The sequence below is a fragment of the Streptomyces sp. NPDC020983 genome (assembly GCF_044333485.1).
In the GTDB taxonomy this organism is placed as follows: Bacteria; Actinomycetota; Actinomycetes; order Streptomycetales; family Streptomycetaceae; genus Actinacidiphila.
The window spans coordinates 257,663-270,618 of the sequence record NZ_JBIRRA010000007.1 but is presented as its reverse complement, the minus strand read 5'-3'; the positions used below and the strand labels follow the sequence as shown (position 1 = coordinate 270,618).

Genomic DNA, 12,956 nt, shown 5'->3' with positions numbered 1-12,956 from the left:
GCTGTCTCAGCCGTCCGACCCGGGCCACGCACCGTCGATGAGGACGGCGCGGTCCCGGGCCGCGATCACGGCTGCCGACAGGCTCTGGATGTCGTACGCCCCGTGGTGGCGCCGCCCGTTGACGAAGAAGGTCGGCGTGCCGGCCACCCCGCTCAGATCCGCCGACTCCACGTCGACCTCCACGCGCGCCGCGCCCTTGCGCCCGCGCAGCGCCTCGCGGAAGGCGTCCACGTCCAGGCCGAGGTTCTGGGCGTGCCGCAGCAGGTCCTTGACGCCCAGCTCCTCCTGGTGGGTGATCAGCAGGTCCCGCATCTCCCAGAAGGCGCCCTGGAGCGCGGCGGCCTCGGCCGCCTCCGCCGCGAGCTGGGCGTGCGGGTGGACGTCGGGCAGCGGCAGGTGGCGCCAGACGTAGCGCACGTCGCCGAAGTCGGCCAGCAGCTCGCGCACCACCTGCTCGGCCTGGCCGCAGAAGGGGCACTCGAAGTCGCCGTACTCCACGACCGTCACGGGCGCGTCGACGGGCCCGCGGACGTGGTCCCGCCCGGGGTCGACGGGCTCGGCCAGGTCGACGACCGACTCGGCGGTGCCCAGCAGCGCCTTCGCCCGCCGCGCCTTCGGCAGCCGCGCGGTGACCAGCGCCACCAGGGACGTCGACAGCATCGCGAAGACCACGGCGCTGAGCACCCCGATCTTGGCCTGCTCCAGCTGCCGGCCGTCGAAGGCGAGGGTCGCGATGAGCAGCGAGACGGTGAAGCCGATGCCGGCGATCGTGCCGCCGCCCGCGACGGCCGCCCAGCCCACCGGCGGTTTCATCCGGCCGCGGCTGAGCCGCTCGGCGGCGAAGGACGCGCCGGCGATGCCGACCGGCTTGCCCAGGCCGTAGCCGAGCAGGATGCCCCACGTGACCGGCGAGGCGAAGGCGCTGGACAGCACCGAGCCGTTGATCTCGATACCCGCGTTGGCCAGCGCGAAGAGCGGCACGATCGCGTAGCTGCTCCACGGGTGGTAGAGGCGCTGCAGGCGGTCGTTGGGCGACAGGGCGAGCGCGATGCCCTGCCGCGCCTCCCGCTCCAGCTCGGCGGTGGGCTGCTCGCGGAAGGACCGGAAGAGGCCACTGGCGCGCTCCAGCGCGTCGCGCGGGGCCGGGTAGGCGTAGGACATCAGGCCCAGGAGCAGGCCGACGACGACCGGGTCCACCCCGGAGTGGACGAACGCCCCCCACGCCACCACGCCGAGCACCGCGTACACCCCGCCGCGGCGCGCGCCCGTACGGCGGACCACGCCCGCCACGACGAGCACACCCGCCCCGATCAGCAGGGGTGTCCACGCCACCTTCTCGCTGTAGGCGACGGCGATCACCGCGAGCGCGAGGAAGTCGTCGACGACGGCCACCGTGAGGATGAAGGTGTGCAGCCTGCGCGGGAACCGCGATCCCAGCAGGGCCAGCATGCCCAGCGCGAAGGCGGTGTCGGTCGACATGGCCGCGCCCCAGCCGTGCGCCGAGGACCGGCCGGCGTTGACACCCAGGTAGATCGCGACCGGGACCGCCATGCCGCACAGGCCGCACAGCAGCGGCAGCGGGATGCGCCTGCGGTCGCGCAGCTCGCCCATGTCGAACTCGCGGCGCGCCTCCAGGCCGACGACGAGGAAGAACAGCGTCATCAGGCCGCTGTTGACCCACTCCCGCAGATCGAGGTCCACGCCGTGCGAGCCGAGCCGCACCGACAGCCGGGTCTCCCAGAAGGACGCGTAGCCGTCCGGTGCGATGTTCACCCATGCCAGCGCCGCGAGCGTCCCGGCGAGCAGCACCGCGGCGCTGCCCGACTCGGTGCGGATGAACGCCCATGGCGACGAGACGCCCGATTCGTCCCGCTCGGTCCGACCCGTCAAGGGCGTGGTGAAGCCCCGGAACATCCAGCCTCCCGCTCGTTGCGTGTACGAGCGCAACCCTGGCACATCCCGGACCGCCGGGGGTCCGCGGGCGGTGCGTGGTGGGAGGATGGGGCTCGCAGGGGGACGCGGACGGCGAGGGGGCTGCCGGTGGTGGTGAGGGACGAGGCCGTGATCGGCCGCCTCGGGGAACTGCTCGTGAGCACACGGGGAACCGCCGGGCCCGGCGAGGTACTGGTACGTGTCAGGGGAGGCACCGAGACCTTCCTCGCGTGGTCCGACGCACCGCTGGAGCGGGGCAGCCGGGTGCTGGTGGTGGACTCCCGCGGCAGCCGGCAGGTCGACGTGATCGAGTGGGACGGCCCGCCGGACGCCCCGGCGGGCTGAGCGGGGCAGACGAAGGAGCAGGTGGAGATGTTCGGTTATCGCGTTCCCGACCCGGACGAGGCGATGCTGATATCGGGGGGCCGCCGCGGGCTGGGTGGTGCGCCCTTCCGGGTCGTCACCGGGCACGGCAAGTTCGTCCTGCCGGTCTTCCGCAAGACCCGGTTCCTGACGCTGGCGATGTGCGAGTCGGAGGTCAGCGAGACCTGCGTGACGCGCCAGGGCATCGCGCTGACGGTCAAGGCCGTCATCGCCTTCAAGGTCGGCAACGACCACGAGAGCATCGTCAACGCGGGGCAGCGCTTCCTGTCCGACCAGGACCAGATGTCGGTGCTCACGGGCCGGATCTTCGCGGGCCACCTGCGGTCCATCATCGGCTCGATGACGGTCGAGGAGATCGTCACCGAGCGGCAGAAGCTCGCGACCGAGGTGCTGGAGACGTCCAAGACCGAGATGGCCAAGATCGGCCTGACCGTGGACTCGCTGCAGATCCAGTCCATCGACGACGGCAAGACCGGTTACATCGAGGCGATGGCCGCCCCGCACAAGGCCGCGATCCAGCGGCAGGCGCAGATCGCCCAGGCGCAGGCCACGCAGGCCACCGTCGAGGCGCAGCAGGCCGCGGCACGCAACCAGGCGGAGTACGCCCGGCAGACCGCGGTGGTCCAGGCGGAGTTCAACGCCCAGGTCGACCGCGCCCAGGCGCAGGCGACCCAGGCCGGTCCGCTCGCGCAGGCGCACGCCCAGCAGGAGGTCATCGCCGCGCAGACCGAACTCGCGCTGCGTGCCGCCGAGCTGCGCCAGCAGCAGCTGGTGGCCGAGATCGTCAGACCCGCGGAGGCGGAGGCCGAGCGGATCCGCGTGCTGGCCGTCGCCGAGGCCGAGCGGATGCGCATCCAGGCGGAGGCGGCCGCGTCGCACGACCGGGTCGCCCTGGAGCGGATGATCATCGACCAGCTGCCGCAGATCGTCAAGGAGGCCGCCTCCGGCCTGCAGGGCGCCAACGTCAACGTCCTCAACGGCGCCGACGGCCTCGGCGAGATAGCCGCCGGCCTCGTCGGCCAGGGCCTGACGATCCTCGACTCCGTCCGCAAGAACCTGCGCGCCGACACCGCGCCCGCCGCGCCCCGCCCCTCCACCGAGGTGCAGGTGCGCGGCAAGGGCCCGGACGCCGCGGCCGGCCGCGTCGACATCGACTGAGCGCCTCCCGGGGACGCCGCCACGCCGCGCCCTGCGCGACGGCGCCCCCGTACCGGGCGACCGGCTCCCCGGCCTCACGAAGCCGCCGCACGCTCCGCGCCCCCACGAAGTGCCCCCGGGCGGCGGCCCGGCCCGCAGGGCCCGGGCGCCGGCGGGTCATCGGGTGCGCAGCCAGTGCGCGGCGGCGGCGGGCGTGGTGGCGGTGGGGACGCCGGGAGGTGGTGGGGGGCGGCGGAGGAGGAGGACGGGGACGGCTGCTTCGCGGGCGGCGGTGAGTTTGGGGGCGGGGCCGCCGCTGTCCTTGGTGACGAGGACGTCGATGCGGTGCTCGCGCAGCAGGGCGCGCTCGGTGTCGAGGGTGAAGGGCCCGCGGGCGGTGACCAGGTGGCAGCGTGCGGGGAGCGGCGGGGGCGGGGGCGTGAGCGTGCGGGCCAGGAAGCGCAGGGGCAGGGCGGCGAAGGCGGCCAGCTCACCGGCCCCGGTGGTGAGGAAGGGGCGCCGGCCGAGGGCGGGCAGCAGCGCGGCGGCCTCGGCGGCGTCGGCCGCCCAGTGCCACCGGTCGCCCGGCTGCGCGGTCCATCCGGGCCTGCGCAGCGCCAGCAGCGGTACGCCCGCGGTGCGGGCCGCGCGGGCGGCGTGCGCGCTGATCCGGGCGGCGAAGGGGTGGGTGGCGTCGACGACGGCGCCGGTGCGGTGCTCGCGCAGCCACTGCGCGAGGCCGTCGGCGCCGCCGAAGCCGCCGGACCTGACGCGCCCGGCGGGCAGGTGCGGCCGCGGGGTGCGCCCGGCGAACGAGGTGGTGACCTCCAGACCCGCGTCCCCGGCGAGCAGGTCCGCCAGCGCGCGGGCCTCGCCGGTGCCGCCCAGGAGGAGGACGCGCAGCATCAGGTGGCCTCGCGGTCCTCACCGGGGCGGGGGGCGTCCAGGGGTCCGGGGGCCGCGCCGCGGGGCCTGCGGAGCAGGTAGGTGTCCATGATCCAGCCCTTGCGGGCGCGGGCCTCGGTGCGCACGGCGGTGATCCGGGCGGCGAGCGCGGTGTCGAGGGGGCCGGACAGCAGGATCTCGTCGGGGGTGCCGAGGTAGGCGCCCCAGTAGATGTGCAGGCCCCGGCCGGCGAGGGCGGTGAAGGCGTGCCGGGCGTCGAGCATCACCACGACGTCGTCGGCGCCGGGCGGCAGCCCGTGCTCGGCGAGACGGCGGCCGGTGGTGATGTGGACGGCGCCGCCGACCTGGTTGAGGGTCACGCGGTGCCGGGCGGTCAGCGCGGCGACGCTGCTGACGCCGGGGACGACGGACCACTCGAAGGCGGGGCCGCCGTCCGCGCGGAGCTCGTCGAGGATCGTGGGGGTGCTGTCGTAGAGGGCGGGGTCGCCCCACACCAGGAAGGCGCCGGTGCCGCCGTCGGGAAGCTCCTCGGTGATCATCCGGCGGTAGAGGGCGGCACGGCGGGCGCGCCAGTCGTCGACGGCGGGTGCGTAGCCGGGGGTCGCCGCGGTGCGGTCGCGCTCGGGGTCGCGGGCGGTGACGACGCGGTGCGGGCGGGTCGCGTGCCGCCGCAGGATCAGCTCGCGCAGGGCGGTCAGATCGGCCTTGGCGTCGCCCTTGTCGATCAGGAAGAAGACGTCGGTGCGGCCGATGGCGTCGACGGCCTGGAGGGTGAGCTGGGCGGGGTCGCCGGCTCCGATGCCGATGACGTGGACGTGTCTCATGGGCGGCGGTCCGTGGTGGTGTGCAGGGCGCAGTCGCCGCACAGGGCGCCGCGGCGGTCGGGGGCGGCGCGGTAGATGAGGCAGCAGCTGCGGCGGCGGAAGGCGCCGGCGGCCGTACGGTCGCGCTGCGCGCGCAGCGGCTCGCGGTCCAGCAGCGCGGCGGCGAAGGCGGCGGTGGCGGCGGCGAGACGGGGGCGGGCGGCGGCGATCATGGCGGCGGCGCCGTTGACGGCGGAGGCGGTGTTGCCCAGCAGGATGTGCCGGGAGACGCCGAGGGGGACGTGGAGGGCGGCCAGTTCGGCGAGGGGGCCGTCGTGCAGCCGGGCGGCGAAGGCGTCGGCGAGCGCGCCGGGCGGCAGGGCAGGGCCGCGCAGCGCGGCGGCGGGCAGCGAGAGGGGCACGGGGCCGCCGAGGACGGGCCGCCAGCGGACCGCGGCGAGCCGGTGGTCGAGGAGCGTGCCGTGCAGGACGGCGGCGGCGAGGGCGGGTGACACCAGGCGGGCGGCGAGGCCGAGGTGCGCGACGGACGCGCCGACGCGGGCCTCGACGGCCTCGGGCGGCCGCCCGCCCGCCGCGGCCAGCCACGCCCGGACGGCTCCGGCGCGGGCGGCGACCGCGGGCCCGTCGAGGGCCTGCCACCCGGCGTCGCCGGATCCCGCGGGGTCCGGCGACGCCGCCGTACCGGCGGCCGGGCCCGCTGCCGGCTCCGGGTGCGTGGTGAAGGAGAAGAAGGGCCCGAGCGCGGTGATCCCGGCGATCACCGCGCCCTGGTCCCTCGTGCCGGGTGCGGGTGGTGTCATGCGGGGGACGGCGCCGTCCCGCGTGCGGGGGCGGCGGCCGCCGCGGGGCGCAGGACGCGTTCGGCGAGCGGCGCGAAGACCAGGCCGAGCGCGGACCACAGCAGGAGCTGCGCGCCCACGGAGTAGAAGCGGAAGGCGAAGAGGACGTCGGCGGGGAAACCGGGGAAGACGATGTGCCCCTCGGGGTCGGTGAGCGGCTGGGGCGTCTCGGTGGCGTGGTCGCCGTAGTGCTCCTTGTTGTAGCCGAGGTGCCCGAGCGACGGCAGGAGCAGCATGACGGCGCCGATGGCGACGACGAACGCGGCGCCGGCCAGCAGTGTGGCGTTCCAGTTGCCGAAGCGCGCCTGCAGCCGGCGGCCCAGCCAGACGGCCCCGGCGAGGAAGGCGACCGAGCACACCACCATGATCAGGTAGAGGGCGCTGCGGGCCCTGATGGTCTCCTCGTGGCCGATGGCCGGCGGGTTGGCCGGGTACTTCAGGAACGGCACCAGGTACAGGCCGAGGAATCCGCCGCCCGCCACGAGCAGGGCGAGGGTGCGGGCGCGCAGCCCGCCGACCCGGCCGAGGCAGGCGGTGTAGGCGACGGCGAGGAGCGCGCCCATCGCCATGCCGAAGGCGACCATGCCGACGCCGATGCCGACGTCGGCCTGGACGGTGCGGCTGAACAGGTCGGACCCCGCGGCCTCCGGGGCGATCCCGGCGGCCCTGTCGAGGGCGGCCTGGGCGGCGTCGCGGCCCTTCTCGTAGTCCATGGCCCTGCCGATGTACGGCTCGGCCAGGACGCGGGCGAAGAGGAAGGCGAGCAGGCCGGCGACTGCGCCGGCGAGGACGCCGCGCAGCACGAGTTTCTTCTCCATGCCGAGTTGTCCGTCGCTCGCCGTCAGTGGCAGGGGAAGCCGAGGAAGTGGCGTGCGTCGTGGACGAACTCGTGGAGGTGCATGTCCTTGCCGAACACGGAGACGGCGCCCTGGTCGACGCCGATGAAGTAGTAGGCGAGCAGTGCGAGGACGGTGGCGCCGACGAGCCACAGCGCGGCCTTGGTGACCGGCAGGACGACCGGTGTGGCGGCGGGGCGGGTGGGGGAAATGCTGCTCAAGGTGAGCCCTCCTTCGGGGATCGTGCGTCCCTGGTCTGCTGGGCGTCGTGACGGGCGGGTATCTGACTGCCCGTCTCGCCCGGAGGCGGCGGGATCACAGTGGCGCGACCGTGCCGGAGTCTCACCGGCTTCCCCATGCCATCACTACCCGGTGAGCGTAGGGCTCCGTTCTGTCATGCGTCAATCAGCACGGATCGGCGATCACCAGGGCTTCTCCGGATGTGATCAAGGTCTCCGGGGCCCGGGGCGGCCTATTGCACATGGTTCGCAACTAGTAGTCTGATGCGAAAGGCACCACACCGGCCGCTCCGGAGGACGAAGGAATGAGCAGCACCACCGAGGCCCCGGCGCCCGCCGGATCACGTCTGGGACGGATGAAGCGCTCGATGACGCGGGCGGAATGGACCCGGCTCGGCGGCATGGCGGCATTCATCGTCGCCCTCCACGTGATCGGCTGGTTCACGCTGGTGGCGATCGTGGCGCCGGAGCACTACAGCGTCGGCACCAAGTCCTTCGGCATCGGCATCGGCGTGACCGCGTACACGCTCGGCATGCGGCACGCCTTCGACGCCGACCACATCGCGGCGATCGACAACACCACCCGCAAGCTCATGCACGAGGGCGAGCGCCCGCTGTCGGTGGGCTTCTGGTTCTCGCTGGGCCACTCCAGCATCGTCTTCGGGCTGGCGGTGCTGCTGTCGCTGGGCGTCAGGTCGCTGTCCGACCCGGTCGAGAACGACGACTCGCAGCTGCACACCGTCACCGGCTGGATCGGCACCACGGTCTCCGGCACGTTCCTCTACGCCATCGCGTTCATCAACCTGCTGATCCTGGCCGGGATCTGGAAGGTCTTCCGGCAGATGCGCGGCGGGCACTTCGACGAGGCGGCGCTGGAGGAGCACCTGAACAACCGCGGCTTCATGAACCGGCTGCTCGGCCGGGTGATGAAGTCGATCACCAAGCCCTGGCAGATGTACCCGCTGGGGCTGCTGTTCGGCCTCGGCTTCGACACCGCGACCGAGATCGCCCTGCTGGTGCTGGCCGGCTCCGGCGCCGCCTCCGGGCTGCCGTGGTACGCGATCCTGTGCCTGCCGGTGCTGTTCGCGGCGGGCATGTGCCTGCTGGACACGATCGACGGCTCGTTCATGAACTTCGCCTACGAGTGGGCCTTCTCCAAGCCCGTCCGCAAGGTCTACTACAACCTCACCATCACCGGCCTGTCCGTCGCCGTCGCGCTCATCATCGGCACCGTGGAGCTGCTGGGCCTGATCAGCGACAAGGCCGGGCTGCACGGCGCCTTCTGGGACTGGGTGGGCGGCCTGGACCTCAACGTCGTGGGCTACGTGATCGTCGGGCTGTTCTTCGCCACCTGGGCGGTGGCGGTGGCGGTCTGGAAGTTCGGCAACATCGAGGAGAAGTGGTCGTCCGGGCTGCGCGCCGCGGAGCAGCCGGACTGACCGCGCGGCGGCGGCGAAGGCCCGTGCCCCGGCTGCTGCCGGGGCACGGGCCTTCGCCGTTCAGCGCGGCGGCCGGGTGCCGACGACGGCCGTCGCGCCGAGGTCGTCGTCCGTGACGGTACGGGCGAGCAGCCCGCCCTCCGCGAGGATGCCCGCGGCCGTGTCCGCCTGCCGCTCGCCCGCCTCGACCAGGACCGAGCCGCCGGGGGCCAGCCACCGTGCGGCGTCGGCGGCGACCCTGCGCAGCACGTCGAGACCGTCGGGCCCGCCGTCGAGGGCGATACGGGCCTCGTGGTCGCGGGCCTCGGAGGGCAGCAGCGCGACGGCACCGGTGGGCACGTAGGGCACGTTGGCGGCCAGCACGTCGACCGTGCCGCGCAGCGCGTCCGGCAGCGCCGCGAAGAGGTCGCCGCGGTGGACCCGGCCGCCGGCGGCGGCGATGTTGCGGGCCGCGCAGGCGACCGCCGCCGGGTCGAGGTCGGCGGCGTGCAGTTCGGTACGGCCGAGGGCCGCGGCGAGCGCGGCGCCGACCGCGCCGGAACCGCAGCACAGGTCGACCACGACGACCCGCCCGCGCGCGGCGAGCGCGCCGCGGCCGAGCGCAACGGCCTCGCGCACCAGCAGCTCGGTACGCCGGCGGGGGACGAACACCCCCGCCCCGACCTCGATCCGCAGGGAGCAGAACTCGGCCCAGCCGACGACGTGTTCGAGCGGCCTCCCGGCGGCGCGCTCGGCGGTCATCACGGCGGCCTCGGCGGGCGTGGCGGCGGTGTCCAGGATGATGCGGGCCTCGTCCTCGGCGAAGACGCAGCCCGCGGCCCTGAGCCGGGCGGTGACGGCGGCGTGCGAGGTCTGCGGGGCGGGCGGCGCGGGCGGGGGCCCGGCGGTTTCCGGGGTGTGCGGCATGGCGGCCTCTCGGCGGGGTGCGGCGGCCTGCGGACCGGTCAGGAAGCCCCGGAGCCGCGGCCGTACGGCGGGAACGTGCGGTGCGTACGCGCGGTGATCGGTCCCACCTCCCCCTGCAAGTCGTGGCACGCGCCGGCGGCCTCGCCGCCGGTCGGCGCCCAACTTACCCCAGCGCGGGCGGCCGTACGCACCGGTCTCGCGTCTCACGCCAAACCACCAGCACCGAATCGGCGTCTTTACCGGCCAGCAACCCCCTGCCGGCAGTGCGGGTGTTCCGGAACTGAATCGCTTGAGCAGTCCGTCGTCCTGCTGGACCCGGTCGGACGTCGTGGAAACGGGGGGGCAGATGAAGCGCACAGCACTCGCCGGTCCGCTGATCGCCGTGACGGCGCTGCCGGCGACGGCCTGCGGTGGCGGAGGCTCGTCCGGCGGTTCCTCTCCCGCGATCCGCCACCGGTTCTCCCGGCCTGTGCTGCGCCTTGCCGGGAACGGCCGTACGGAAACGGTTCCGGCGCCGGGGAACCGGCCGCAGCGGCGCGCCCCGCGCGGGTCTGCCTGCGCGCGGGCGGCGGAGAGCCGTGAGGCCCGGCGTCAGCGGTGGCGCAGGGCCAGTGCGACGCAGGTGGTGGTCGCCGCCACGGCGAGGGCCGCCGGGAGGCGGGCCCAGGACGTGTCGGCCAGCGGGGCCTGGGCGGCGGCGAAGGTCACGGCGCAGGCCGCGGCCGCGGCGGCCGCCGGGCGCAGCCGGTCCGTGCCCGGCGGCGCGGCCGCGCTCATCGTCCAGGCGTCCGTGACGAGGAGGTACGCGGCCAGCAGGCCGACCACGCACGCGGCCAGCCACGCCGCGGGTGCGGTGAGCGCGGCGAGCACCACCGCCCCCGCGGGCAGCAGCGTGTTGCGGCGGTGGGCGGCGACGTCCTTCCACCGCATCGACGACAGCACCGGCCGGGTGTCGAGCATCGGCGCGGCCCACCACGCCGCGGCCACGGCGGCGGCGACGAGGAGCCAGCCGATCCGCGGTCCGGTCACGGTGCGCGGCGGGTTGCAGGCGGCGGCCGCGAGCGCGGCGCCGAGGACGCGGGCGGTCAGCCGGTGGGCGTCCGGTGTGCGGCTCATCGGCTTCCTCCGCGGATCCGGGTGCGCAGCAGCGGTGCGAGCGCGAGGTCGAGGGTCTCGCCGGGGGTGTGCGTGACGACGGCGATGCCGCGTTCGGTGAGCGCGAAGCGCAGCGCCTCCCGGTCGGCGCGCCACAGCCGCAGGGCGAGCTGGGCGCTGGTGTCGCCGGGGTCGACGGCCGGGTCGCCGCTGGGGATCTCCACCACGACCAGCGGGTTGGCCCGCGCCCTGATCTGGTCGAGGACGTCGAGGATCCGCTGGTCGGTGAGCGGTGTGAAGACGTAGACGAGCGCGTTCTCGGGAAGCGCGGGCGGTGGGAGCCGGCGCAGGCCGGCCGTGCGGTAGCCGAGGTCCTTGCGGACGTCGAGGACGCTCTCCAAGATCCGGTAGAAGTACGTGCCGCCGCTGCCCGGCTGGAGCCAGCGGGTCGCGCCGCCGACCGAGACGACGCCGATGCGGTCGTGGGTGCGCAGGTAGGCGCGCACGAGTCCGGCCGCGGCGCGGAAGGTCTCGTCGAGCGAGGACGTGCCGGTCGCCGGGTCGCGGACGTCGGCGAGCACGTCGAGCAGGACGACGGTGTCGGAGGCCTTCTCCGCGGCGAACTGGTGGAGCTGCAACTCGCCGCGGCGGGTGGTCGCGGGCCAGTGGATGCGCCGCTGCCGGTCGCCGACGACGTACGGGTGGACGCCGGTGACCTCGACGCCCTCGCCGCGCTGCACCGAGGTGTGCTCGCCGAGCCGCTGCGGCAGCCGGACCGGGATGGGGGTGACCCCGGCGGCGCTGGGGACGGGGAAGACGGCGACCTCGCCCAGGTCGACGCGGACGGTGCGGCGGGCGGCGCCGCCCGCGTCGTACACGTCGACGTCGACCGTGCCGACGCTCCAGCGGCCCCAGCGCTCGGCCGTGAGGACGAGGGTGAGGTGCCGCGGGCCGGTCCTGAGGTCGTCGAGGCGCAGGCCGGGGCCGGGCGTGACGCCCGGGTCGAGGCGGCCCGCGGTGCCGTCCAGGCCGAGGGTGACGGTCGCGGTGAGCTGCTCGCCCTCGAAGCAGCGGCGCGGCTGGACGTCCACGACCGGATCGACACGCCGCGGCCGGGTGCCGGCGGGCAGCGCCAGGGCGAGCAGTGCGAGCGGTGCGGCCGCCGCCGCGAGCAGCCAGGCGTGCCCGGTGACCAGGGCGGCGGCGACGGCCACGGCCGCGACGGTGCCGTACCGCAGCGCGCTCTCCGAGGCCCGCCAGCCGGCCGGCGGCGGGCTCGGCGGCTCGGTGGGCCCGTCGCCGGAGGCGTCGCGGCCGCCGAGCGCCCGCTCGACGGCCGCGGACCGGCCGGTCGCGGACGTCATGAGGCGGCGCGGCCGCGCGGCAGGGTCTGCGGCGCGGCGACGGACTGCACGATCTCGGCGACGACGACGTCGGCGTCGATCTGCCGCACCCACAGCTCGGGCTTGAGCGTGACGCGGTGCGCGAGCGCCGCCACCGCGACGTCCTTGACGTCCTCGGGCGTGACGTAGTCGCGCAGGTCCAGCACCGCCCGGGCGCGGGCGAGCTGGACGAGTGCGAGTCCGCCGCGCGGCGAGGCGCCGACCTGGACGTGCTGGTGGGTGCGGGTGGCCCCGACGAGCGCGACCGCGTAGTCGAGCAGGTCGTCCTCGACCTCGACCCGTTCGACGGCCGCGCGCATCGCCAGCACCTCCTTGGGGCTGCTCAGGGTGCGCAGCACCGCCTCGGGGGCGGCGCGGGCGATGCGGGCGCGCAGCATCCCGGTCTCCTGCTCGGCCGTCAGGTAGCCCATGCGTACGCGCAGCAGGAAGCGGTCGAGCTGGGCCTCGGGCAGCGAGTAGGTGCCCTCGTACTCGATGGGGTTGGCGGTGGCGATGACGACGAACGGGTCGGGCAGCGGGCGGGTGCTGCCGTCGATGGACACCTGGGACTCGGCCATCGCCTCCAGCAGCGAGGCCTGGGTCTTGGGCGGCGTGCGGTTGATCTCGTCGGCGAGCAGCAGGTGGGTGAAGACGGGGCCGGGCCGGAAGACCATGTCGCCGCTGCGCTGGTCGTAGAAGGGCGCGCCGGTGACGTCGGAGGGCAGCAGGTCGGGGGTGAACTGGATGCGCCGGAAGTCCAGCCCGAGGGCGGTGGCGAAGGAGCGGGCCATGAGCGTCTTGCCCAGGCCGGGCAGGTCCTCGATGAGGACGTGGCCGCCGGCGAGGATGCCGAGCATGACCATCTCCAGCGGCCGGGTCTTGCCGACGACGGCGGTGCGTATCTCGGCCAGCACCCCGGCGGCGCGCTCACCGGCCTCCCGCGGCGTCATGGCGTACGGGCCGGCGTCGGCGATGCGGTCTTCGGTCACGTGCGGTTCCTCACCTTGCCTGGACGTGGGACGGGCGGCGGGGCGCGG

General features: G+C 75.0%; 13 protein-coding genes and 1 riboswitch. Of the genes, 3 read left to right on the top strand and 10 right to left on the bottom strand.

Annotated elements, in window-relative coordinates; translation table 11 throughout:
- Positions 1 to 6: 6 nt before the first annotated feature.
- Complete coding sequence (gene nhaA / locus ACH4SE_RS17815; protein WP_398544326.1) at positions 7 to 1,914, bottom strand: Na+/H+ antiporter NhaA; 1,908 nt, start codon at positions 1,912 to 1,914, stop codon at positions 7 to 9.
- A gap of 129 nt (positions 1,915 to 2,043) precedes the next feature.
- Between nhaA and ACH4SE_RS17810 the strand changes: the two genes are divergently transcribed.
- A complete protein-coding gene (locus tag ACH4SE_RS17810; RefSeq protein WP_398544557.1) occupies positions 2,044 to 2,277 on the top strand; it encodes a hypothetical protein in 234 nt (77 codons plus the stop codon).
- A gap of 27 nt (positions 2,278 to 2,304) precedes the next feature.
- On the top strand, positions 2,305 to 3,474 hold the full coding sequence (locus ACH4SE_RS17805; RefSeq protein WP_398544325.1) for an SPFH domain-containing protein: 1,170 nt from the start codon (positions 2,305 to 2,307) through the stop codon (positions 3,472 to 3,474).
- A 156-nt stretch (positions 3,475 to 3,630) separates the two neighbouring features.
- On the opposite strand, the gene ACH4SE_RS17800 is transcribed toward ACH4SE_RS17805, so the two are convergent.
- The 5 genes from ACH4SE_RS17800 to ACH4SE_RS17780 are packed head-to-tail and all read right to left on the bottom strand — an operon-like array spanning position 3,631 to position 7,079.
- The gene (locus tag ACH4SE_RS17800; protein ID WP_398544556.1) at positions 3,631 to 4,356 is read right to left on the bottom strand and encodes a cobalt-precorrin-6A reductase; all 726 of its coding nucleotides are present in this window, start codon (positions 4,354 to 4,356) and stop codon (positions 3,631 to 3,633) included.
- 2 nt (positions 4,357 to 4,358) lie between these two features.
- Complete coding sequence (gene cobF / locus ACH4SE_RS17795; protein ID WP_398544324.1) at positions 4,359 to 5,183, bottom strand: precorrin-6A synthase (deacetylating); 825 nt, start codon at positions 5,181 to 5,183, stop codon at positions 4,359 to 4,361.
- Positions 5,180 to 5,983: a hypothetical protein gene (locus ACH4SE_RS17790; protein WP_398544323.1), complete on the bottom strand. Its 804-nt coding sequence runs from the start codon at positions 5,981 to 5,983 to the stop codon at positions 5,180 to 5,182. The genes cobF and ACH4SE_RS17790 overlap by 4 nt, the downstream gene beginning before the upstream one ends.
- Positions 5,980 to 6,840, bottom strand: coding sequence for a CbtA family protein (locus ACH4SE_RS17785; protein ID WP_398544322.1), 861 nt, complete (start codon positions 6,838 to 6,840; stop codon positions 5,980 to 5,982). The genes ACH4SE_RS17790 and ACH4SE_RS17785 overlap by 4 nt, the downstream gene beginning before the upstream one ends.
- Before the next feature lie 23 nt (positions 6,841 to 6,863).
- Entirely contained in the window at positions 6,864 to 7,079 is a 216-nt protein-coding gene (locus tag ACH4SE_RS17780) for a CbtB-domain containing protein (protein ID WP_398544321.1), read from the bottom strand.
- A 35-nt stretch (positions 7,080 to 7,114) separates the two neighbouring features.
- Positions 7,115 to 7,246, bottom strand: a riboswitch (cobalamin riboswitch).
- 219 nt (positions 7,247 to 7,465) lie between these two features.
- Here ACH4SE_RS17780 and ACH4SE_RS17775 point away from each other — a divergent pair.
- Positions 7,466 to 8,536 (top strand): HoxN/HupN/NixA family nickel/cobalt transporter, encoded by a 1,071-nt coding sequence (locus ACH4SE_RS17775; RefSeq protein ID WP_398544555.1) that lies wholly within the window; start codon positions 7,466 to 7,468, stop codon positions 8,534 to 8,536.
- 60 nt (positions 8,537 to 8,596) lie between these two features.
- Here ACH4SE_RS17775 and ACH4SE_RS17770 read toward each other — a convergent pair whose 3' ends face one another.
- The 4 genes from ACH4SE_RS17770 to ACH4SE_RS17755 form a co-directional block, all read right to left on the bottom strand.
- Positions 8,597 to 9,442, bottom strand: a complete 846-nt coding sequence (locus ACH4SE_RS17770; protein ID WP_398544320.1) for a putative protein N(5)-glutamine methyltransferase — start codon at positions 9,440 to 9,442, stop codon at positions 8,597 to 8,599.
- A 591-nt stretch (positions 9,443 to 10,033) separates the two neighbouring features.
- The gene (locus ACH4SE_RS17765; protein WP_398544319.1) at positions 10,034 to 10,558 is read right to left on the bottom strand and encodes a hypothetical protein; all 525 of its coding nucleotides are present in this window, start codon (positions 10,556 to 10,558) and stop codon (positions 10,034 to 10,036) included.
- Entirely contained in the window at positions 10,555 to 11,901 is a 1,347-nt protein-coding gene (locus ACH4SE_RS17760) for a DUF58 domain-containing protein (RefSeq protein ID WP_398544318.1), read from the bottom strand. Before ACH4SE_RS17760 ends, ACH4SE_RS17765 begins: the two co-directional genes overlap by 4 nt.
- A complete protein-coding gene (locus tag ACH4SE_RS17755; RefSeq protein ID WP_398544554.1) occupies positions 11,898 to 12,869 on the bottom strand; it encodes an AAA family ATPase in 972 nt (323 codons plus the stop codon). Before ACH4SE_RS17755 ends, ACH4SE_RS17760 begins: the two co-directional genes overlap by 4 nt.
- Positions 12,870 to 12,956: the final 87 nt, after the last annotated feature.

Excerpts from the sequence above, each read along its gene's own strand:
- nhaA (WP_398544326.1), bottom strand. The coding sequence starts at position 1,914 with ATGTTCCGGGGCTTCACCACGCCCTTGACGGGTCGGACCGAGCGGGAC.
- ACH4SE_RS17805 (WP_398544325.1), top strand. The coding sequence starts at position 2,305 with ATGTTCGGTTATCGCGTTCCCGACCCGGACGAGGCGATGCTGATATCG.
- cobF (WP_398544324.1), bottom strand. The coding sequence starts at position 5,183 with ATGAGACACGTCCACGTCATCGGCATCGGAGCCGGCGACCCCGCCCAG.
- ACH4SE_RS17790 (WP_398544323.1), bottom strand. The coding sequence starts at position 5,983 with ATGACACCACCCGCACCCGGCACGAGGGACCAGGGCGCGGTGATCGCC.
- ACH4SE_RS17785 (WP_398544322.1), bottom strand. The coding sequence starts at position 6,840 with ATGGAGAAGAAACTCGTGCTGCGCGGCGTCCTCGCCGGCGCAGTCGCC.
- ACH4SE_RS17775 (WP_398544555.1), top strand. The coding sequence starts at position 7,466 with ATGACGCGGGCGGAATGGACCCGGCTCGGCGGCATGGCGGCATTCATC.
- ACH4SE_RS17770 (WP_398544320.1), bottom strand. The coding sequence starts at position 9,442 with ATGCCGCACACCCCGGAAACCGCCGGGCCCCCGCCCGCGCCGCCCGCC.
- ACH4SE_RS17765 (WP_398544319.1), bottom strand. The coding sequence starts at position 10,558 with ATGAGCCGCACACCGGACGCCCACCGGCTGACCGCCCGCGTCCTCGGC.
- ACH4SE_RS17760 (WP_398544318.1), bottom strand. The coding sequence starts at position 11,901 with ATGACGTCCGCGACCGGCCGGTCCGCGGCCGTCGAGCGGGCGCTCGGC.
- ACH4SE_RS17755 (WP_398544554.1), bottom strand. The coding sequence starts at position 12,869 with ATGACGCCGCGGGAGGCCGGTGAGCGCGCCGCCGGGGTGCTGGCCGAG.